The organism is Vagococcus martis (genome assembly GCF_002026305.1).
Lineage (GTDB): Bacteria > Bacillota > Bacilli > Lactobacillales > Vagococcaceae > Vagococcus > Vagococcus martis.
On the sequence record NZ_MVAB01000001.1, the window covers coordinates 81632 to 103819 of the forward strand.

General features: G+C 35.6%; 27 protein-coding genes. 5 read left to right on the plus strand and 22 right to left on the minus strand.

Annotated elements, in window-relative coordinates; genetic code table 11:
* Positions 1-60 precede the first annotated feature (60 nt).
* From BW731_RS00375 to BW731_RS00400, 6 genes are all read right to left on the minus strand, one after another.
* Positions 61-915: a DegV family protein gene (locus BW731_RS00375; protein WP_079344730.1), complete on the minus strand. Its 855-nt coding sequence runs from the start codon at positions 913-915 to the stop codon at positions 61-63.
* A gap of 87 nt (positions 916-1002) precedes the next feature.
* Complete coding sequence (locus tag BW731_RS00380; protein ID WP_233120410.1) at positions 1003-2049, minus strand: LCP family protein; 1047 nt, start codon at positions 2047-2049, stop codon at positions 1003-1005.
* A 71-nt stretch (positions 2050-2120) separates the two neighbouring features.
* Positions 2121-2405 (minus strand): hypothetical protein, encoded by a 285-nt coding sequence (locus tag BW731_RS00385; RefSeq protein WP_079344732.1) that lies wholly within the window; start codon positions 2403-2405, stop codon positions 2121-2123.
* An 82-nt stretch (positions 2406-2487) separates the two neighbouring features.
* Positions 2488-3048, minus strand: coding sequence for an elongation factor P (efp, locus tag BW731_RS00390; RefSeq protein ID WP_079344734.1), 561 nt, complete (start codon positions 3046-3048; stop codon positions 2488-2490).
* 127 nt (positions 3049-3175) lie between these two features.
* Complete coding sequence (locus BW731_RS00395; protein WP_079344736.1) at positions 3176-3925, minus strand: ABC transporter permease; 750 nt, start codon at positions 3923-3925, stop codon at positions 3176-3178.
* Positions 3922-4764, minus strand: coding sequence for an ABC transporter ATP-binding protein (locus tag BW731_RS00400; protein ID WP_079344738.1), 843 nt, complete (start codon positions 4762-4764; stop codon positions 3922-3924). The genes BW731_RS00395 and BW731_RS00400 overlap by 4 nt, the downstream gene beginning before the upstream one ends.
* 243 nt (positions 4765-5007) lie before the next feature.
* On the opposite strand from BW731_RS00400, the gene BW731_RS00405 reads away from it, so the two are divergent.
* On the plus strand, positions 5008-5319 hold the full coding sequence (locus BW731_RS00405) for a heavy metal-binding domain-containing protein (protein WP_079344740.1): 312 nt from the start codon (positions 5008-5010) through the stop codon (positions 5317-5319).
* A gap of 67 nt (positions 5320-5386) precedes the next feature.
* Here the strand turns inward: BW731_RS00405 and glnA are convergent, their stop codons facing one another.
* The 6 genes from glnA to BW731_RS00435 form a co-directional block, all read right to left on the minus strand.
* Positions 5387-6724 carry a type I glutamate--ammonia ligase gene (gene glnA, locus BW731_RS00410; RefSeq protein ID WP_079344742.1) on the minus strand — a complete coding sequence of 446 codons (1338 nt, stop codon included), beginning with the start codon at positions 6722-6724 and terminating at the stop codon, positions 5387-5389.
* 32 nt (positions 6725-6756) lie between these two features.
* On the minus strand, positions 6757-7089 hold the full coding sequence (locus BW731_RS00415; RefSeq protein ID WP_079344744.1) for a MerR family transcriptional regulator: 333 nt from the start codon (positions 7087-7089) through the stop codon (positions 6757-6759).
* Positions 7090-7198: 109 nt separating this feature from the next.
* Positions 7199-8449, minus strand: coding sequence for a methionine gamma-lyase family protein (locus tag BW731_RS00420; protein ID WP_079344746.1), 1251 nt, complete (start codon positions 8447-8449; stop codon positions 7199-7201).
* Positions 8433-9677: a GTPase HflX gene (hflX, locus tag BW731_RS00425; protein WP_079344748.1), complete on the minus strand. Its 1245-nt coding sequence runs from the start codon at positions 9675-9677 to the stop codon at positions 8433-8435. The genes BW731_RS00420 and hflX overlap by 17 nt, the downstream gene beginning before the upstream one ends.
* Before the next feature lie 15 nt (positions 9678-9692).
* A complete protein-coding gene (gene miaA / locus BW731_RS00430) occupies positions 9693-10631 on the minus strand; it encodes a tRNA (adenosine(37)-N6)-dimethylallyltransferase MiaA (protein WP_079344750.1) in 939 nt (312 codons plus the stop codon).
* The gene (locus tag BW731_RS00435; protein WP_079344752.1) at positions 10624-11349 is read right to left on the minus strand and encodes a glycerophosphodiester phosphodiesterase; all 726 of its coding nucleotides are present in this window, start codon (positions 11347-11349) and stop codon (positions 10624-10626) included. The genes miaA and BW731_RS00435 overlap by 8 nt, the downstream gene beginning before the upstream one ends.
* A 131-nt stretch (positions 11350-11480) precedes the next feature.
* Between BW731_RS00435 and BW731_RS00440 the strand changes: the two genes are divergently transcribed.
* From BW731_RS00440 to bsh, 3 genes are all read left to right on the plus strand, one after another.
* A complete protein-coding gene (locus BW731_RS00440) occupies positions 11481-11648 on the plus strand; it encodes a DUF3042 family protein (RefSeq protein WP_071456973.1) in 168 nt (55 codons plus the stop codon).
* Between the two features lie 61 nt (positions 11649-11709).
* Positions 11710-12297, plus strand: a complete 588-nt coding sequence (locus BW731_RS00445) for a uracil-DNA glycosylase family protein (RefSeq protein WP_079344754.1) — start codon at positions 11710-11712, stop codon at positions 12295-12297.
* A gap of 83 nt (positions 12298-12380) precedes the next feature.
* Positions 12381-13355 carry a choloylglycine hydrolase gene (gene bsh / locus BW731_RS00450; protein ID WP_079344756.1) on the plus strand — a complete coding sequence of 325 codons (975 nt, stop codon included), beginning with the start codon at positions 12381-12383 and terminating at the stop codon, positions 13353-13355.
* A gap of 33 nt (positions 13356-13388) precedes the next feature.
* Here bsh and BW731_RS00455 read toward each other — a convergent pair whose 3' ends face one another.
* The 6 genes from BW731_RS00455 to BW731_RS00480 all read right to left on the minus strand — a co-directional run bounded on the left by BW731_RS00455 (position 13389) and on the right by BW731_RS00480 (position 16856).
* Positions 13389-13781: a rhodanese-like domain-containing protein gene (locus BW731_RS00455; protein ID WP_079344758.1), complete on the minus strand. Its 393-nt coding sequence runs from the start codon at positions 13779-13781 to the stop codon at positions 13389-13391.
* Positions 13782-13803: 22 nt separating this feature from the next.
* Positions 13804-14775, minus strand: a complete 972-nt coding sequence (locus tag BW731_RS00460) for an ROK family glucokinase (RefSeq protein WP_079344760.1) — start codon at positions 14773-14775, stop codon at positions 13804-13806.
* Positions 14776-14985, minus strand: a complete 210-nt coding sequence (locus BW731_RS00465) for a YqgQ family protein (protein ID WP_071456978.1) — start codon at positions 14983-14985, stop codon at positions 14776-14778.
* Positions 14986-15055: 70 nt separating this feature from the next.
* Entirely contained in the window at positions 15056-15784 is a 729-nt protein-coding gene (locus BW731_RS00470; RefSeq protein ID WP_233120411.1) for a rhomboid family intramembrane serine protease, read from the minus strand.
* Positions 15771-16334, minus strand: a complete 564-nt coding sequence (locus BW731_RS00475; protein ID WP_079344762.1) for a 5-formyltetrahydrofolate cyclo-ligase — start codon at positions 16332-16334, stop codon at positions 15771-15773. Before BW731_RS00475 ends, BW731_RS00470 begins: the two co-directional genes overlap by 14 nt.
* A 99-nt stretch (positions 16335-16433) precedes the next feature.
* Positions 16434-16856 (minus strand): MarR family winged helix-turn-helix transcriptional regulator, encoded by a 423-nt coding sequence (locus BW731_RS00480; RefSeq protein WP_079344764.1) that lies wholly within the window; start codon positions 16854-16856, stop codon positions 16434-16436.
* A 90-nt stretch (positions 16857-16946) separates the two neighbouring features.
* On the opposite strand from BW731_RS00480, the gene BW731_RS00485 reads away from it, so the two are divergent.
* Positions 16947-17921, plus strand: coding sequence for an FUSC family protein (locus BW731_RS00485; protein ID WP_079344766.1), 975 nt, complete (start codon positions 16947-16949; stop codon positions 17919-17921).
* Between the two features lie 41 nt (positions 17922-17962).
* On the opposite strand, the gene rlmN is transcribed toward BW731_RS00485, so the two are convergent.
* The 4 genes from rlmN to BW731_RS00505 all read right to left on the minus strand — a co-directional run bounded on the left by rlmN (position 17963) and on the right by BW731_RS00505 (position 22161).
* A complete protein-coding gene (gene rlmN / locus BW731_RS00490; protein WP_079344768.1) occupies positions 17963-19030 on the minus strand; it encodes a 23S rRNA (adenine(2503)-C(2))-methyltransferase RlmN in 1068 nt (355 codons plus the stop codon).
* A 125-nt stretch (positions 19031-19155) separates the two neighbouring features.
* Positions 19156-19476 (minus strand): hypothetical protein, encoded by a 321-nt coding sequence (locus tag BW731_RS00495; RefSeq protein ID WP_079344770.1) that lies wholly within the window; start codon positions 19474-19476, stop codon positions 19156-19158.
* A gap of 28 nt (positions 19477-19504) precedes the next feature.
* Positions 19505-20695, minus strand: a complete 1191-nt coding sequence (locus BW731_RS00500) for a coenzyme F420-0:L-glutamate ligase (protein WP_079344772.1) — start codon at positions 20693-20695, stop codon at positions 19505-19507.
* A gap of 143 nt (positions 20696-20838) precedes the next feature.
* Positions 20839-22161 carry a polysaccharide deacetylase family protein gene (locus BW731_RS00505; RefSeq protein WP_079344774.1) on the minus strand — a complete coding sequence of 441 codons (1323 nt, stop codon included), beginning with the start codon at positions 22159-22161 and terminating at the stop codon, positions 20839-20841.
* Between the last annotated feature and the right edge of the window lie 27 nt (positions 22162-22188).

A 22188-nucleotide genomic window follows, 5' to 3' on the forward strand; every position in this document is an offset into this window, starting at 1 on the left:
TCTTTTCTCTCAAATTTATTAAAAAAGAAGGATAATTTAAATTATCCTCCTACCATGTCACTATTTTTTAGGAATAACACCTATCCCAATTGATTTTTCACCAAGATGTGTTCCAATAACTGGACCAAAATTACATAAAATGACGTTTAAATCACCATCTCTTTTCAGCATGTCTTCTCTTACATGAGTGGCAACTTCAGGATTGTTACAGTGAATCACATAAAAAATGCTATCATGCGGTTTACTTGGCACTTCCTCAAGCACAATATCAATTACGCGAGACAAGGCTTTTTTCTGAGAACGAATTTTTTCTGATAAAATAATGTCACCGTCTTGGAAACGTAAAATAGGTTTGATTTTTAATAAGGTTCCAATAATTGCTGCCCCATTTTTTAACCGTCCACCACGAACTAAGTGATTTAAATCATCCACGACAATATACCCTTCTGCAAATCGTCTCATTTCTTCTAAATGGTTAATGATTGCTTTTGGATCTGCGTCAGCTTCTTCTGTCATTTCCAAAGAAACTTCCACCATTCGACCCATTGGACCACTTGTGATATAAGAATCAAACGGATAAATATCGATGTCAGAAAAATCTTTTGAAATACCATTTAATGTCGTAATAAATCCAGATATCCCAGTTGATAGATGAATACTAATTACGGCATCATATCCTGACTTAGCTAATGTTTCGTAAAGTTCATAAACTTCACCCAGTGCAGGTTGGCTAGTTTTAGGAAATTCTTTGGCTACTTTTAATTTTTCATAAAATGCTTCGTCTGTAATATCAATTCCTTCTTGATAAACGACATCATCAATGATTAATGGAACAGATAAGACAAATAAATTTTCATGATCTAGGTACTGCTCTTGTATATAAGCGGTGCTATCCGTCACTATTGCAATCTTCATTGTATTTCCTCAATTCTATTTACTACGCTAAGTTCACAACTTACATTATAGGTTTCTTAGAGTTTAAAGTAAAGTCTGAACACTATTTTATTTACTGAAAAATTTCTGTATGGCTTGCTTATTCATGTCTTCATTGATTTCCAAGACACTTCCGGCGTAGTCATAGTAGCCATTTTCCCACGACCCTTCGACTGGCACTGTTAAGATTTCGAGAGATTTATGTGAACTGAATAAATAACTACTTCCAACAGACAGATAAGTAGACAATGGAACGTCGGTTTGTGTGTACCCAACAACTGCCCCAAGCATCTCTGGTAACTTCCAAGCATGAAGTGGACTTGTTGCTTGTTTGGTGATAGCACTCATGACTTGTTGCTGACGTCTCACGCGACCAAAATCTCCTTCAGCATCTTTCCTAAAACGAGCATATTGCAAAGCTTCATGACCACTTAAATTAGTCTGCCCTTTTTTAATCACTGTTCCTTCGACTTCTAAATCTTTTTCAGCTGTAATCGGCAAGCCACGTGGTGCTAACACGTCAATAATTTTAGGGAACGAGTCGAAATTAACGACTGCATAATATTGAATTGGGATGCCAAAATTATTTTCAATCGTTTGTCTCACCATCTCTGGTCCACCATACGAATACGCTGCATTAATTTTATTGTATTCAAGCCCATCTTGCGTCGGTATTCCAACAAACGTATCGCGCATGATTGACACAATTTGTGGTTGTTTGGTTTTTTTATTGTAATGGGCAATCATAATCGAATCCGAACGACCTTGGTCTTCGCCACGCGAATCACTACCTAGTAATAAAATATTGACACTATCATCTTGACTTTTTTGACCCTTAAATGCTGTCATTTCAAATTCTTTGTTGTCTTTATCCATTTTCGCTGTAAAATACCCTTTTGCATACCCAACACCAGATAAAGCAATTAACGCAACAAGTACGATTAACACCCAAAAGCCCCAAGATTTTTTCTTCTTTGGTTTCTTTTTCGATGGAACGCCTTGATTCGTTGGTGGTTGTACGTCACTAGGTTGTCGTCTGTCACTTTTTTTATCTTTTGTTTCATGTTTTTTTGCTTCTTCTTGTCTTCTTTTATCCATCCGAGACATTTCAGGCATAACGCTCTCTCCTTATTATAAAGAAAAGATACCCTCTATCTAGTTGATAGGATATCTTTTAAGTTTCTTTCTTATTCTTCCGTTTGATTTTCTTCTAAATCTTGAAAACCAAAGAAATCATTAAATTCAATTGTAATCACTTTGTCTAAACTAATCGTGATTGATTCGACAAAATGAGGCTGATTCATTAATTTTGCTGTGGCGTCAGTTAACTTAAAAATAATAGGTGAAAAATCACCAAACTGTGTTTTCAAACACATAATGGAAACATATTCATCATTTGTCATTAAGGTAAAATAATCCTCATACTTATTATCAAATACTATTTTCCAATCATACATTGTGTGCCATTCCATACTGAATTACCTCCACTTTTTCATCTATTATAGCACAAAAAAAATCAACAGTCTGTTAGATTACAGTCTGCTGATTTATAAATTATTTCGCACGTTTCATGTAGTTTCCTTCAGACGTGTTAATTTCTAATTTATCGCCTACTTCGATAAAGTCAGGAACATTGACTACTAAGCCTGTTTCCATTGTCGCTGGTTTACCAGAACCTGAAACAGTTGCCCCTTTAATTGAAGGTTGAGTTTCTGCTACTGTCAAGACAACAGATGATGGTAAAGATACCCCAACGACTTCTGTATCGTAAAATTGGATTGATACTTCCATGTTGTCTAACAAGTAGTTTAATTCATGTTCAATCACTGATACTGGAATTTCATATTGTTCATATGTTTCTAAGTCCATAAAGACTGCCATATCATCTTGGATATATAAGTATTGTACAGCTTTTGTATCAATATGTGCTTTTTTTACTTTTTCATCAGGACGCATCGTTGTTTCAACGGTTGAACCTGAACGTAAATCTTTTAGTTTCATACGCATAACCGTATTACCTTTACCAGGTTTATGATGGCTTGCTTCTAAAACTTTGATTAATTTACCATCTTTTTCAAATGTGTTTCCTGCTCTTAAATCAACTGCTGATATCATTTTTCAATCTCCCTTAATAGTTACTAATCGTATCATAGCATAAAATGAACCATAATAAAATATTCTTGTGGTAAAAACGACTAAAAAACACGTCCTAGACACGTTTATCAACGGAAATTTGCTTTACTTAATCCGTTTCAACAATCACTTTTTTATAAAAATACACAAATAAAAGGGCAATCACAACCATTGTAATCACTAAGATAAGACTTTGTTGGACGTTAAAATGATACGTCTTACCATCGACAAACGACGTGACGACTTCTAGCATAATACCGGTATATAAATAATGTGATACCTTTTCCATTGACTCGTTTAAATCTGCAAACATTGGTATCATCGTTAATATCAAAAGCAATGGCATCATGATATTATTTGCATTCACCTGTGATTTTGCCACAATACCTAATAATAATCCTAACATACAACTAATAAGTGCTGAAACTATCGTCATAATAGTATATTGTAACCAGTTCACATTTGCTAAATCAATCCCACTCACAAATAAGATGATATAATTGACGACAAGCGTAATCAAAAATGGTGGCACAAGACTGCCGATAAAAAATTGAACGCCATTAACAGATGACGTCATCAGTGCTCGCAACGTATGTTTTTCCTTGTCTTCAGCTAAAGGAAGAGCCGTCATCATAATTGCGCCCATCCCAATATTAAACGCAACCCCCATTTTTAAAGCCATCCCCAACATCATCTGTGTTTCTTCTGGGTTTTCCGTCATTGAACTATAGAGGAACTTCATTAAAATCGTCATTCCGATTGCCATAAAAGGACCAATCAACGCAGCTGTATTTTTTAACAACATCTTACTTTTTAATTTCATAATAGCATTGATTTTCGTTATATTATTATTTTTCATACTAGCCCTCTTCCTGTCACGTTGATAAAGACATCTTCTAATGTTGGCTCACAAGAATGAATCGTTTCAATACGCCCATCAATGAACCATTGATTGATTTGTTTAATATTTGACGCTGTGTCTTTTAGTGTCACTTCTTCTTTTGTGTTTAGTGTAATTTTATAAGCTTTATCATTGTTATGTCTTAAACAAATTTCCTTTGGTGCACCTGTCTCAATGATGTGCCCTCTATCCAGTAATGCCACTCTATCACATAATTTTGTCGCTTCTTCCATATTATGAGTCGTTAAAAAGATACCAACCTGCTGTTTTTTCAACTCTAAAAATAGGTTTTGAATTTGATTTGCCGTCGTTGGATCTAATCCACTTGTTGGCTCATCTAAAAAGAGAACTTTTGGTTGATGTAACATAGCTCGAGCGATTACTAGCCGTTGTTTTTGTCCTTTGGATAGTTTTCCAGCCACTTGTTTTCGTTGATCGACTAACCCAACTTCTTCTATCAATTCGTCAATGCGAGAATATGGCACACTTAAAATATCAGCAAATGCTTTTAAATTGTCATACACACTAAAACGTTCGTACACGCCACTTGTGTCTGAGACAATGCCAATTTGCTCGTATATTTCTTCATTAATCTTTAAACAATCCCGTCCTAATATGGTTGCCTGACCACTAGTTGGTTTTAATTGACCTGTTAAAATTTTGATTGTGGTGGTTTTTCCTGCGCCACTTGGTCCTAAAAACCCAAAAATCTCTCCTTCATCAATTTTAAAACTAATATCTTTTAATGCTGTATGTTCCCCAAACACTTTTTCAATATGGTTTAATTCTAAAATCATATACTTTCCTCTCTTTCATAAACACAACATAGCATATAATAGAAACAATCAACCAAAGTCCAGAAAAATATAAATATTCCATCTTGCTCCTCCTAAAAAATAATCCTTTTTTGAAATTATACCATTCAATTTATTTCCTGACGAATTTAACCACAAAGATACAACTTTAGTTGGATATCCTCACATAAATTTGGGTATAAAATAGACAATGTAAACATAATATAACCAAAGGAGATTGATCACATGCTTATTACAACAACAGAAAATATCCCTGGAAAAAATTACGAAATTATTGGCGAAGTATTTGGTTTAACAACAAATTCTAAAAACGTGGTTCGTAATATCGGTGCTGGTCTTAAAAATATCGTGGGCGGAGAAATTAAAGCTTATACTGAAATGCAAGAAGAATCTCGAGAATTAGCAATTCAACGATTGAAAGAAAATGCTAAAAAAATGGGAGCTGATGCAATTGTGATGATGCGTTTTGATTCAGGTTCTATTGGAGCTGATATGCAGTCAGTCGCAGCTTATGGTACAGCGGTAAAATTTATATAACAATTCCCCCCCTATAAAAATAAACACAAAAAACTTGCAACCTGTTTGGCTGCAAGTTTTTCTTTTTTTAATACATTTCTAAATATTGCTCACGTTCCCACTCAGATACTGATTGGCGATACGCATCCCACTCCATACGTTTTGCTTCGATGAAGTTGTTGAAGATATGACTTCCTAATGCTTCTTTGACGATGTCGTCTTCACGCATTGCTTTGACAGCATTGTGTAGTGTTGATGGTAAGTCCGTGATATGAGCTGCTTCACGTTCTTCTTCTGTCATCACGTAAATGTTGCGGTCCACTGCTTTTGGTGGTTCAATTTTACGTTTGATGCCGTCTAGTCCAGCTTGTAATAACACTGCCATTGCTAAATACGGATTAGCTGTTGGGTCAACCGAACGTAATTCTAAACGAGTTGATAAACCACGTGAACTTGGTACACGCACGAGTGGCGAACGGTTTTTACCGCTCCAAGCCACATAAACAGGTGCTTCATAACCAGGTACTAAACGTTTATATGAGTTAACAATTGGGTTACATACTGCCGTATATCCTCTAGCATGTTCTAACAAACCACCTAAGAAATGATACGCTGTTTGACTTAATTGGTCTTCACCATTTTCGTCAAAGAACGCATTTCCTTTATCGTTAAATAAAGACATGTTGATATGCATGCCACTACCAGCAATCCCGTGTAATGGTTTTGGCATAAATGTTGCATGTAAACCATGTTTTCTAGCAATCGTACGAACAACTAATTCAAATGTTTGAATATTGTCACATGCTTCAATCGCATCAGCATATTTGAAATCAATCTCATGTTGTCCTGGTGCACACTCATGGTGAGACGCTTCTACTTCAAATCCAAGGCTTTCTAATTCTAACACAATATCACGACGGCAATTTTCACCTAAATCAACTGGGGCATAATCAAAATAGCCTCCTTGATCATTCAACTTTTTCGTCGCATTACCATTTTCATCTAATTTAAATAAGAAAAATTCAGGTTCAGGCCCAATGTTGAATCCTGTAAAACCTAAGTCTTCCATCTCTTTCATGATACGTTTTAAATTACTACGTGGGTCACCTGCAAATGGCTTGCCGTCTGTTCCGTGTACATCACAAATCAAACGTGCCACTTTTCCTTTTTCACTTTCCCATGGGAAAATCATCCATGTTGAAAGGTCAGGATACAAGTACATGTCACTTTCTTCGATACGCACAAATCCTTCGATGGAAGAACCATCAAACATCATTTTGTTGTCTAAAACTTTATCTAATTGGCTAATTGGAACTTCTACGTTTTTAATTCTACCTAAAATATCAGTAAACATCAGTCTTAAGAATCGAACATTTTCTTTTTCTGCAAGTGCTTTGATTTCTTCTTTTGTTGAATAATTTGCCATTGATTTCCACCCTTTTAATTAAAGTTTTATTACTAGTATCTGTTAAAGCGACTTTCATTCATTAAATCATTGTACAAAGCAATGCGAATCTTTTCTTCTGATAATTTTTCCTGTTTTCTTTTTTCCTTATCAAAAGATGCTTTAATGTCTTTAATGGTATACCCATCGTCTAACATATCTTTTATGTCCAGTAGAAGATCAATGTCATTAAGAGAAAATAACCGATTATTTCCTTCATTTCTTTCAGGATGAATTAACTGCTGTTCTTCATAGTAACGAATTTGCCTTGCAGTAAGTTCTGTTAGTAACATCACTGAGCCAATCGGAAACACAGATTTACTACGTTTTAAGTCTCTTTTATTCATTTTTTCTTCTCCTTTCATAAAAGGTTAAAAACAGAATAACAGTAAAAAAAAAGAAAGTCAATTAATCATGTGAGATAATCTAACACGACTAATCAACTTTTTTCACTCATTAAAAATAGATACTATTTACCGATTCACTGACGGCAATTTTGACATGCTCATAGGTTAATCCACCTTGAACATATAATTGGTATGGTTCTCTTATTGGTCCATCTGCCGTTAATTCTAAACTTCCACCTTGAACAAAAGTCCCAGCTGCCATGATTACATCATCCTCGTAACCTGGCATATAAGACGGAATTGGCAAAACATGTGCATCAATTGGCGAGAACTTTTGTACTGACTGACAAAAGGCAATCATTTTATCTTTATCGTTTAACTCAATCATTTGAATTAAATCCGTGCGTTTATCGTTCCATTTCGGTGTTGATGCCACACCAAACTTTTCTAATAAGCGTGCGGTAAATATCGCACCTTGTATGGCTTGACTAACAGCATGAGGGGCTAAGAAAAATCCTTGAAGCATCTCGTGTGTGCTATAAATCATCGCGCCACCCTCGCCACCAACACCTGGTGTGGTTAAACGGTAAGACACTTTATCAACTAACGCTTCTTTTCCAACAATATATCCACCCGTTTTAGCAATACCGCCACCAGGATTTTTGATTAAAGAGCCGGCCATGATATCTGCTCCAACATCAGTTGGTTCCATTTCTTCGGCAAATTCGCCGTAACAATTATCGACAAACACGACTAGATTGTCATCTATCTCTTTAACAAATCGAATCATCTCACCAATTTGTTCTACTGTAAAAGACGGACGTGAATCATAGCCACGCGAACGTTGAATGGCGATGACTTTTGTTTTATCAGATATCGCTTTTTTTATGCCATCAAAATCAACTGAGCCATTTTCTTTTAACGCCACTTCTTTGTACCCTATGTTGTATTCTTTTAATGATCCAATGCCATCACCTGCCACCCCAATGACTTCAAGTAATGTGTCATAAGGTGTGCCTGTGATATAAATCAATTCATCATCAGGACGAAGTAAACCAAATAAAGTCGTTGAAATTGCGTGTGTTCCTGAGACGATATGCGGTCTAACCAACGCTTTTTCTGCATGAAAAACAGAGGCATAGACAGATTCTAATGCATCTCTTCCAATATCATCATAGCCATACCCAGTTGATGGGGCAAAATGACTTTCTGATACATGATGTTCTCTAAACGCTTCTAATACTTTTGCTTGATTAGCTAATGCGACATCTTGCATTTTTTGACGTTCTTCTAATATATCTTTATCAACCTCTTTGATGGTTTCTACCAACTCTGGGTGTAACTTACCACTCCAACTCATCTTCACTATCCCCTTTTTTCCAACGTGTCACATTTTTTGCATACCCGATTAAGTCATATTCATTCAATGATTCATCATACTCATAACTTTCTAAAAGCGTGGCTTCTTTTAATTGGTTAAAATCTTTCATTTCAGCTGGTGTGTATAACAAATGATATTTGGTTAAATTCTCTTTTAAGAAATCCATAATATCTTGCGTCAATCTCTCTTTATCCTCGATGCGTTTTGCTGAAACCAAACAATTTGGAAAGAGCGTTGGCACAAACTCTCCTTCCAACAAATCTGCTTTATTATATACAGTCAACACAGGAATGTGATCCATGTCCAACTCATGCAATAACTCTAGCACCGTTTTTTCTTGTTGGTCTCGATTGGTTGAGGTAACATCCACGACATGAAGTAAAAAGTCCATTGCCTTACTTTCTTCTAATGTCGACTGAAACGCCTCAATTAATTGGGTTGGCAAATCTTGAATAAACCCAACTGTATCAGTTAATGTCACTTGTGTCCCAGTTGGCAATTCCCACTTTTTGGTTAATGGATCAAGTGTTGCAAATAATTGATCTTCTGAATACGTATTAGCTTTGGTCAACAAATTCATAATAGTAGATTTTCCAGCATTGGTGTAACCAATCAATCCGACTTGCATCGTGTCAGACTCTTGGCGTTTTTTACGACTTCTTTCACGATGTTTTTCGATTTCTTTTAATTCTTGTTTGATTTGCGTCATTTTAAATCGGATATGACGTCGATCTGTTTCAAGTTTTGTTTCCCCCGGTCCACGTGTTCCAATACCACCACCAAGACGCGACATGCTTGCTCCTTGTCCGCTTAATCTTGGTAACAAGTAAGATAGCTGTGCCAGTTCAACTTGTAATTGTCCTTCTTTGGATTTAGCTCTTAGGGCAAAAATATCTAAAATTAATTGCACACGGTCAATCACTTTTACTTTCACCATCTCTTCGATAACAGATGTTTGTCTGGCTGTTAACTCATGGTTAAAAATCACCATGTCCGCATCGGTTGAGGCCACAAGCGCTTCAAGTTCAACTAATTTCCCTTTACCAACAATGGTTCTGCGGTCAATCGTTGGACGTTTTTGTGTCATCGTGCCAACGACTTCACCTTGAGCCGTTTGTGTTAAATTTTCTAATTCTTTCATTGATTCATCAAAATAATAAAAATTTTCTTGGGTTTCAACCCCCACGGTTACAACGCGTTCTATCATGTCATTCCTTCTTTCTCAACCCAGCCAATCAGCTACTGAACTCTCTAGTAAGTTCACATTGGCCTCATCAGACACAATATCCCACCACTCAACGGGCATTCGATTTCTAAACCACGTTAATTGGCGTTTGGCATATTGTCTTGAATGTTGTTTCACTTCTTCCACTGATTTTTCCAGTGAACACTTCCCCTCAAAATAAGGGAAAAACTCTTTGTAGCCAATACCTTGACTTGCTTGCGGGCAATCTAACTCATAAACCATTTTGGCTTCATCTAATAAACCTTCAGCCATCATAACATCTACTCGTTGATTGATTCTATTATATAACACTTCTCTATCCGTGGTTAAGCCAATAAGTTTCACATCAAACGAACTTTTTGACAGATCCATTAAATCAATCTGTTGTTGCTCGCTGATACTTTTTCCCGTTAAATCAAACACTTCTAGTGCCCGTATCACACGTTTTCGGTTATTCGGGTGAATCGTGTTGGCCCCTTTTGGATCGATTGTTTCTAGTTCGTGCCATAATGCTTCATTGGACATTTTTTTAGCAAACTCTTCCCACTTTTTACGACTTTTCTTTTCATCATCACTTAACTCTGATGAGCCTAACTGAAAATCATAAAGGAGCGACTGAATGTAAAGACCTGTACCACCTACTATAATAGGTAACTTATTTTGAGTCGCCAATTCATTGATACACTCTGTTGATTGACGTTTAAATTCATGAGCCGAATAAGTGTCAGTCGGCTCTTTTATATCGATTAAATGATGTGGCACGTTTTGCCTTTCGTCTATTGTTGCTTTCGCTGTGCCAATATCTAATTGTTTGTAAACTTGTAGCGAGTCGCCACTGATGACCTCGCCATTAAATCGTTGACTTAGTTTGACTCCTAGAGCCGTTTTTCCAACCGCTGTCGGCCCCACAATCACTAAGACTTTTTGCTTATCCATTATCTCTTACCTCAAGTGCTTTTTTAGGGAAATCTGTAAACATCCCTGCTAATTTCTGTTCAATACAAAATACCATATCGGCTTCTTTATTTACGGTCCACGGACGGACGTTTTCAATATGTGCCGTCTGATCGATATGCCGTTTCAACCATCGAATATCAGGATGAAAACTATTCACATCACGATGTTTATCTAACCACGCGATATCATATTTATTGCCAAATGCGATAAACGCAATTTCATACGATTTATCAAGGGCCTTCAATCGTCTGAGCGTATCACGATTAAAACTGGATAAAACGATGGTAAATGACACATCCGCTTCCTCGATGGCTCGTAATACTTTTTGTTCAATACCTAGATACTCTATGCGATCTGTTTTTAATTCAATATTTAATAAACCACTAAACTGATTCATTGTCAGTAGTGCCAAAACTTCTTCTAATGTCGGAATTTTCGTATCCTTAAATCTTTCATCAAACCAAGAACCAGCATCTAGCTGTTTAATTTCTGCTAAGGTTAAATCTTTCACCCACCCTTTTGCATTCGTGGTTCGGTTTATTTTTTCATCATGAATCACAACCAACTTACCATCACATGTTAACTGAACATCTAATTCGATTCCATCTGCCTTTACATCAATGGATTCTTGAAACGCCGGTAGTGTGTTTTCCGGATGTGTCCCCTTACTTCCTCTATGGGCAATTACTTTTGTCATGTTATCACTTCCATTCTGTTTCATTCTACCATTTTTATGTAAAATTAATAGTCGTTGTATCCCTTATCACTAGATTTTTATTATAAAATGCGTATAATAAAGGTATAAATTCAGATAAGGACGTGAGTGCTATGAAGAAATTTTCAAAAGGATTTTTAGTCGGTACTGCAACAACTTTAGCAGCCTTAACAGGTGTTGCTTTTGGCGTGAAAAAAGTACTAATCGAACCAATCGAAGAAAAAGAAGAAATGATTGACGACAATCGTAAAAAAGCAATGCGTAAAAGTAGAGCGAGATAACATCATGAAACCAAAAGATAACCCAGTGTTATGTTTTGGTTTTTTATTTACCTAAAAAGGAGTGAGCAGATTGACGATAGAAGAAATTAGACAACAAATCATTCATGACCCTGACAATGTCTCTTTCACTGAAAAAGGATGGCAACCTGTTTTTATGGCCTATCCTGAAGCAAAAATACTAATTATTGGACAAGCACCTGGAATTAAAACACAAGAAAAAGAACAAGTCTTCCGTGATAAAAGTGGTGTAAAACTACGTGAATGGATGGGTGTAACAGACGACGTATTTTATGATTCAAAACAAATTGCCGTGTTGCCACTTGATTTTTATTTCCCAGGAAAAGCAGCTCATGGTGACTTGCCACCTAGAAAGAATTTTACTAAAAAATGGCACCCAGCTTTAATAGAATGTATGCCAAACATTGAATTGACTATTCTTATGGGGACATATGCTCAAAAATATTACCTAAAAGATAAAGCGAAAAAAACATTAACCGAAACAGTTTTTGCTTATGAAGAATACTTACCAACTTATTTTCCAATAGTGCATTCCTCCCCACTAAATTTTCGTTGGTTTGCCAAACATCCAGAATTTGAATCAGCTATTGTTCCCGTTTTTAAAGAACACGTCCAACAATTAATAAAATAGTTAATAATTCATCATAAAAAATTCATTGTCACAAATATTTTTAGCATTATACTCATAGTAGATTTTATTTAGGAGATGACAATATGTGTACATCAGTTAGTTTTAATGGAAACCATCATTATTTTGGACGAAACCTTGATTTAGATTATACATTTAATCAAGAAGTCGTCATTACACCTAGAAATGTCGTGTTTGAATTAAAAAACGGGAAAACTTTATCCTCTCATTTTGCGATGATTGGCATGGCTGTAATTTCAGATAACTACCCCCTTTATTTTGATGCGACCAATGAAAAAGGCTTGAGTATCGCTGGATTAAACTATCCTAAAAACGCTTTTTATCAACCAGACGAAAAGACAGAAAAAAGTATCGCGTCTTTTGAGTTGATTCCTTATGTGTTGTCTCAATGTACCACCATTGATGAGGTTAAATCACTTTTAGATGATCTGATTATCACTGATGTGGCTTTCAATCCTGAGTTTCCAAACTCGCCACTGCACTGGATAATTGCTGATAAACATGCTGCTATCACTGTTGAATCTGATAGAGATGGTTTACATGTGTATGATAATCCTGTCGGTGTTTTGACAAATAATCCACCGTTTCCTATCCAATTATTTAATTTAAACAACTACAGACATTTGTCTGCTAAAACAAGTGCGAACTTCTTTGCACCAGAACTAGACTTAGATGCCTACAGTAATGGTATGGGAGCAATTGGTTTACCAGGAGATTTATCCTCTATGTCACGTTTTGTTCGTGCAACATTCACTAAAGAACACAGTCTAAAGTTTCAAACTGTGGAAGAAGATATCAATCAGTTTTTCCATATTTTATCTTCTGTCGAACAAACTAAAGGCCTCTGTGATGTCGGCGAGGAACACTATGAATACACTATCTATTCTTCTTGTTGCGATACGGATACAGGCATTTATTACTACAAAACATATAACAATAGCCAAATTAGTGCCGTTTCTCTACATCATGAAGACCTTGAAGCCTCAGATTTAATCCATTATCCATTAGCAACCAAAGCAAGTATTCATTCAGTCAATTAAAAAAGATGTCGGAAAATATCCGGCATCTCTTTTTTATTTTTGTTTCGTTTTTCCTGTCCAGTTCATATAGCCGCCCTTTAAGATGTAGATATCTTTGTATCCTTCTTTTTTAAGCAAACCAGCCATATAAATCGCCATACTTGTCCGGTTGTCATACAAATAGATTGGTGCATCTTTACGAATGGCAAGTAAATATTCTTTGTGCGCTCTTGAAATAGTATACGGCACACTTCTTGCTCCTAAAATATGACCACGATTGTAGTCCTCTTTTTCTCTCACATCAATAACTTGAGCTGTTCTCATCGTTTCTTGGAATTTATCTTGTTCAATCCACTCAGCTGCACGCTTTCTCTTGATGAAAAAGAATAGTTTATACAATCCATAACTCGCAATAATAATAATTAATATAGTTGTTAATAAATCCACGGGACATTTACCTTTCTATCTATTATTTGTCTTTTTTAAACTTTAATGCTAATGATGCTGCACCAATCACACCAGCCGAATTTCCTAATTCTGCTAATTTAATGGTCGTGCTATTTTTTACTTGTGGGAAGGTAAAACGGTCAAAATACACTTGTACTTTTTCCAATAAAAACTCTCCCGCTGCTGACACGCCACCACCGATGACAATGTCATTAGGATTTAACATATTTCCGATATTTCCACATGCTAATCCTAAGTAGAAACACACTTTATCGACTACTAATAACGCAAAGTGATCGTTGTCTTTTGCTAAGTCAAAAACATCTTTACTTGACACTTCTTGTCCGTCATCAATCATATCTTTTAATCTTGATGTGCCAGAGAACTCTTCACTCATATCTCTAGCTAAACGAACGACACCTGTTGCTGATGCCACTGTTTCAAGACAACCTTTTTTACCACATGTACAATCAAAACCTTCCGGATCAACGGTAATATGACCAATTTCACCAGCTGCTCCAGCGACTCCATGAAGTAAATGACCTTCAGCGATAATACCTCCGCCAACACCCGTTCCTAGCGTGATAAACGTAACATCAGGGGCATTATTTCCAGCACCTTTCCATCTCTCACCAAGTGCTGCCACGTTGGCATCATTATCTAAATCAAATGGAATACCAAACGTTTCTTCCATTGGTTTTTTTATTTCTTGAAGAGTTGACCAGTTTAAGTTGTAAGCACCAATCACTGTTCCATTTTCTTTATCGACTGTTCCTGGTGTTCCCATACCAATCCCAATAAAATCAGATGGCTTCATGTCATATAAATCTAATCTGTGTTTGATTGATTCCATAATATCTGGGACAATGTGTGAGCCGTTGTCTTCAATATTTGTTTCAACACTCCATCGTTGTTGAATCTCACCATCTTCTGTTAAAATGGCTAATTTTGCTGTTGTACCACCTAAATCAATACCTATTAATTTATTTGTCATTTATTGACCCTCCTGATAATCTTCTTCAAGATGATGCTCCCGTTTTAAAACTAGCATGGCTTTTATGTATTCCTGTTTGTCTATCAATCCTGCTTCTTCCAGTTGCTTTAATTCAATCATCATTAATTCAATATCCCATAGCCGATTTCCGACATAAATAAAAATACCAAATCGTTTAAATAACTGTTGCACATCATACATTGTTTTCAATTTTCACTACCGACCTTATTATACAGATATATCCTTGGTATTCCTAGTACCGTCTGCATTTATTTTCATTTTATCCATAAAAACCTTTATATAAACATCCCACTGATAACAGAACAAAGACCACTAAAGATAACAATCGTTTTGTTTTATCAATGTTTTCATTGAAACCAAGTTTATTTGCTGGCACGCCCACAATGATCATAATCAGTAACCCACCAAGTGCTCCACCAAAGTGTCCCATAATATCAACACCTGAATCAAATAAATTCATCACTAAATTCATTAGAATAAGTAGTGTCATGTTACGCGACATATATTTGATCGCTGGATGATATTTGTAAATTTGCCCTAAAATAATAAAGGCCGCAAAAATACCAAATAACGAAGTACTTGCGCCGGCAGAAATCGCATTGTCTGAACCAAAGGCAAAACTCCACAAATTACCAAAAATCCCACTTAACATATAAACAAGAAAAAATCGAGCGTGTCCAATCAACGGCTCTAAAATACGACCGACAAAATATAATCCTAAAGAGTTTAACAATAAATGGAAAAAGCCAATATGAACAAAAATTGGCGTTACCAGTCGCCAAATCTCACCATCGATGTTGATAGCTGCATGAGTCATTGCACCGAATTGATACAAAATTCCAACGTCTTCTGAGCCTGAATAAATCCCTTGCGTTAATCCAACTAACTCCATCAAAATAAAGACGACGATTTGAATCGCTAAAAATAAATAAGTAAAGTACGGTCCACGTTTGAAACGCATCCAACGTGTCGTATTATATTCTCTCATACAGTTCCCCCTTACGTGCACAAATCAATGTGTCCACGATTTTATCATGTGGTTCAGTTTCTAGTTCCTCTAATAACTGTTCTTGGAAGACCAAACTTATTGTGTGCCCTTTAAAGTCAGTCAAGTAACGGTCGTAAAATCCACCACCGTACCCTATTCGTTTGCCTTCTGTGGTAAATCCAACACCAGGCACAATCATCAAATCAATGTCTACTTTGTCATAAAGCTGACTGTCAATCGGCTCATACACACCAAATCGTGTTAATTCAAGTTCAACCGAGTCATCATACAGATAAAAATCCATTAACCCCAACTTTTGCGTCTTTGGAATCACAATCGTTTTTCCTTCGTTAAAGGCTCGTGTCATCAATTTTTTTGTATCAAACTCATGTGTCATTGGATAAGTCGTCGCTATGACTGTCGCTTGTTGCCATTGACTCGTTTCAAATAACCGCGACAACATCTCATCTTCTATGTTATTTTTTTTATTTTCTTGTGTTGCAAGATGATTTAACCGTGAAATGATCTCTTGTCTAATTGCCTTTTTCATCTCGACACCCCCTTAAACAGTATACTAAAATATTATAACATAACTTGTTTGTGACCTTTATCTAAAAGTTATATAAAGGGGCTTTTAATAAAAATTTTATCATTTTTGAAATGTTTTGAGTAGAACATCTAATGCATGATTTAATTCCTCCATCTCTTCTTTAGTCAGTTTTTGATTTAAATCTTCACCCAAATCTGTTGTATCAAATGGGTTTCTCTTTAAATAACTCATCCCTTTTTCACTAATTGACACGTTAGTGATTCGTTTGTCTAATGGGCTGATTGTTTTTTTTACTAAACCGTGTGACACAAGTTGTGAGATAATCCGCGTTGTCTGTTGTTTCCCAAAATAAAAATCTGTGGCGATGTCTGTCATAGTCATAGACGGTACTTGTGTCAAGCCGAGTAAACAGTAATACCCTTCATATGTGATGTTTAAATCATTTTTTTGTTTGATGCGTCTTTCCACATTGAAATGCCAATAGGGTAATAGTTTTAATAATTTATTTGCGATTTTTTCCATTTTGCACACTCCTAAATTGACTTTTTTATCTTCTTCATGATACCTTATTAGTACATATTTGTGTACTAAAAGAAATGAGTTGATTTAATTATGCTAACAAAACTATCCACCCACATAAAACAAAACTTCAGTAAAAATCTAGTAGATTTCACCACAAATCTATTGTTTATCTTAATTTTCACCTTAATCTTTGGTAAAGAAAATTTACTCCCTATTGTCGCATTAAGTGTTGGGTTTCTGATGTTTCCTAAAATTAATTTCGGCGTAACAGACAAAGTTCTTATCATGACAAACTTGATACTATTTCCACTTGGAGGTATCATCTCCCAACTGCCACATAGCCAGCCGTTTTTATTATTTTTTGTCTATGCTGCATTTACTCTACTAATTTTAGTCTTAACTGCTGAACCAATTGCGTTTCAATATTCGATTCCATATATGATTAATTTTTTATTTTGCCAGGCAACTCCTGTCGAGTCTACTCACGCACTAAATCGGATAATATGTCTCGTCGTAGGGAGCGTTGTATTAAGTATTTTAGCCGTCAAATCAAAGAAAAGACAGCCTTTAACTGCAACAAAATTAAAGCTAGACGAACAAATCAAACGCTCCGTTTCTACTCCAATCTATCTACTAAAAATGACGTTAAGTGTGTCGATTGCTATGACAGTCGCTATTTTGATTCATGCTCCAAAACCTCTTTGGATTAGTATTGTGGCGATGTCTCTAACGGAAATCCACTTTAGTGAGACTGTCAAAAAAACACGCGAACGCATTATTGGCACAGCGTTTGGCGTGATTGTCTTTTATTTATTTTTAGTTAAACTCATTCCAACACCTTATGCGATCGCCTTTATACTAAGTGTTGGATTTATCAGTTACTTTTTAGTCGATTACAAACATAAAACCATTGTCAATTCTATTGCCGCCATGAATGCTGCACTGGTCATGTTTCCAAGTGGCGTGTCAATTGCAAATCGATTTATCGGTTTATTCATTGGGATTGTCATTGCGATTGTCGTGGCGATGATGTGCCACCTCATTCAAAAAGCAATTGTACGATAAAAAAGCTACAGTCATTATCAAAATGGCGTAGCTTTTTTTGTTTATTTACTCTTCTCTTTTTTCATTTGTTTACTTCTTAACTGCCCACACGCTGCATCAATATCAGACCCAAATTCTTGTCTGACAACACAGTTGATGCCATTTCTTTTTAAAATATCATAAAAAGCTAGCGTATCTTTTTTTGTGCTTCGTTGATACAAGTCATGTTCTTCCACTGTATTATAAGGAATCAAGTTGACATAAGTGAGTTTTTTCTTATCTTTCAATAAGTCTGCCAATTGTTGGGCATGCTCTGGTGTGTCATTCACCCCTTGAAGCATGATGTATTCAAACGTAATACGTCGGTTGGTTTCTTTTAAATAATAATCCACTGCGTCCATCAAACGCTCTAATGGATACGCTCGATTAATTTGCATGATAGATGTGCGTGTGTCATTATTTGGTGCATGAAGTGAAATTGCTAAGTTGACTTGCAAGCCATTTGTCGCAAATTGCTTGATTTTTGGTACCAATCCACTTGTCGATACAGTCATATGTCTTGCACCTATTTGAAGCCCTTTTGGATCATTCATGATAGATAAAAAGTCCATCACGTTATTATAATTATCAAACGGTTCACCAATTCCCATGACTACAATATGACTCACTCGTTCGCCTTGCCCTTGTTTGTCTAGGTAATGTTGTACTTTCATAATTTGGGCGACAATTTCACCTGTTGTTAAGTTACGTTGTTTTTTCAGTAACCCACTCGCACAAAATGTACAGCCAATGTTGCACCCAATTTGTGTCGTCACACAAACTGATAGTCCATACGCTTGACGCATCAACACAGTTTCAATCATATGATGATCAGGCAACTCAAATAAATATTTTACCGTCCCGTCTTGACCTTCTTGGACAACGACTTCATTCAAAGGGTCTAACACAAAGTTTTCATTTAATAATTCAATTGTTTGTTTAGAAAGATTGCTCATTTCAGAAAAATCTGTCACACGTTTTTCATATAACCATTGCCACACTTGGGCTGCTCTAAATTTCTTTTCACCATTTTTCACAAACCAGTCAACAAGTTGAGGCTGTGTTAAATCATAGATAGATGGTTTCATTATTTATTCCTCATTTCTACTTTGTACACTTAATCACTATATAGGATTTATGTCTAATTTGCAATGACAAACTCACTATCTGTGTATACAAAAAAAGCAAAAGAACGAGTTGCTCTCTTGCTTTTACTTTATTGATTTATCGCATGTAATGCTTGTTTACTTAATTGTTCTAATCTCTCTGATAATTCTTGAGCCGTTTCTTGTGAATACACAATCGTTTCAACTGGTGTTGAGAAAAAATCAAGCAATTTTACAGCTTGCCATGTATCACCTTGTTTTTCAATCGTGATTTGTGGGTGCACACTCGTTGCCCCGCACGCATCAGCCACTAAAAATGCCAACTCATAAGTCCTTTCGTCTAGTTCTCTTAAACGATAATACCCATCATGAATAAACTGTTTGTCTGCTGATAAATGTTTTGTCAACACATCAATTTCTTCTTGTGTCATATTCACACGCCTCCTTTATTAGCCTTGATTAGTTAGTAAAGTTATCGAAGTAACCTTGAATAAAGACAATTGGTGTTCCTTTGTCCCCACTACCTGACGTTAAATCTGATAATGAACCGATTAAGTCAGTTAATTTTCTAGGTGTTGTTCCTTGAGCTTCCATTAATCCTGTTAAATCATCTGCTTTTGAATCAATGTGTTTTTTGATTGCTTCTTCAAGTTCAGCTCCACGTAAGTCAGAGAAATTGTTATCAGCAAGATATTTTAACTTCACTTCATTTGGTGTTCCTTCTAAACCTGATGTGTAAGCTGGAGAAACAACTGGGTCAGCTAATTCCCAAATTTTCCCAACTGGATCTTTAAACGCACCATCACCATAAACCATGACTTCCACTTGTTTACCAGTTAATTCTTTTAATTTACGTTGGATATTATCCACTGTTTCTTGCGAATTTCTTGGGAATAATTTCACGCCATCGTCTGTTGATTTATTTGAACCAAGCAAACCATATTGCTCATTAAAGCCACTTCCATCAACTGATTCAGATAAAACATCATCCAATGTGTACACTTTTTCCGCACCATTTTGTTCTAATATGCGTTTTGTACGGTAACGTGTGTGAATGTCACAGGTTAAGATATTTTTTGTATAAGATAAAATCGTTTTAGGTTTTTGTGAGAAAATCACTTCACACTCAGCACCTTCAGCTGCGATTAATTCTTTATAATAGTCAATATAATCAACACCTGTAAAGGTATGTTTTTGATAACCAAATAACTCTCTAAATTCAGATTCTGTTAACGTATCTGTCCAAGGATTAACCCCTTTTTCATCTAATGCGTCAAGTGAAATCAAGTGATTTCCCACTTCATCTGATGGATAACTTAACATTAAAACAATTTTTTTGCTTCCTCTGGCAATCCCTCTCAAACAGTTTGAAAAACGATTACGACTAAAAATTGGGAAGATAACCCCAACTGTATCTTCATTAAATTTGTGACGAATATCTTCTGCAATCTGGTCAATAGACGCATAGTTTCCTTGTGCTCTAGCAACAATCGATTCTGTTACAGCCACAATATCTTTGTCTTGAATGGCGAAGTTTCCTTCTTTAGACGCTTCAATCACACTATCAATTACGATAGATTCTAAATCGTCTCCTTCATTGATAATTGGACAACGTAATCCCCTTGATACAGTTCCAATAATTCTTGACATAGTTTACTCTCCCTTATCGTACAACTCATTTTTTAATTTAGTTCCATAAGTACTATACAGTGTTTTAACCGACAAGTAAAATTTAGACGCTAGAAAAAATAAAAAAAGATGATTAAACGGGTATTTAATCATCTTTTTTACTTTTAATTGATTAAGTCTTTAGCCAATACAAAAGTATAATCTTGGCTTTTTAAAAACTTAATGACATTTTCTAAACTATCTGCTGAATCTTGGTGAATATCATGCATCAGCACAATACTGTGAGGTTGCAATTCTTTTTTAACTTCCCCTAAAATGGCTGTGGCATTATGTGTTTTCCAATCGAGTGTGTCGATATTCCATAACGCAATCGTCATATTGGGTTCCACTTTTGTTACTCTTTCATTGTATGCACCATAAGGCGGGCGTAAAAGTGTTGGACGTTCTCCAGTAATTTTTTCGATGCGTTGATTGGTGGACTCAATCTCTTGTTTGATACTTGCTTCATCTAATTTCGTCAAGTCTTTGTGATCATACGTATGATTCCCAATGTCATGTCCTGCTTCATGAATTTTCTTCACAACATCTGGGTAATTATCAACCATTGTCCCTAACATAAAGAATGTGGCTTTAATGTTGTATTTTTTTAACGTATTTAATATTTGTATGGAACTGGTGTTGTTTGGTCCATCATCAAATGTTAAGGCCACTTTCTTATCATCGTTTAAAATCGTTGGATCATTTTTTATGACTTCTTTTTGCAACACAGATAATTGACTCGCATAAACTTGTCTTAGCTTATCATTTTTAAGACCACTCACTTCTTTATTCAGCTTTTTATACTGGTCAGAAGTTGGAACTGTCTTAATTTTTTTATCTTGAATATACGTTTTCATCTCTTTGTCTAAAGATACAAGAGCATTATGTTGTTCGGTGATTTGCTTTAACCCAGCTTCTAAAGAGGCTTTTTGTTCATCTTTAGGTAACGACGTCACATTTGAATCCAATTCATCTTTCATAGATTGGGTAATTGATTGTGAGATGGCTAAATCTTTGACTAAACTATTTTTATTAAAAGGTTTTGTGCCAAAAATAGCAGACATTTGCTGTGATGCTTTAATTTTTTTCTGGATGGCATCAATCGTTTCAGCATCTTTGTTTAAGCCAAGCATCAATTGTTTCTTTTGATTCTTCACTTTTCCAGAAATATTTGAAATATCATCAACCGTTTTAATGCTTTGATGAACACTATCCTTCGTTTGATTCGCGGTTTTAAGTAAGTCTTGATTTATCACAAAGTTTTCTAAATTTTGTTGACTTAATTCTTGAATCGACTGATCGATCACTTTCTTTTCGCTTGTCACACTGCTTAGTGTTTGACTCGCTTTTTTATCAAGAGTCATTCGACGAACTAAAAAGACAACCTCTACAATAAGAATAAGTAATAAAAAAATTAATATAAATTGCTTTCTTTTTTCTTTAATCAATGTTCCAATCTACACCTTTCTAAAATA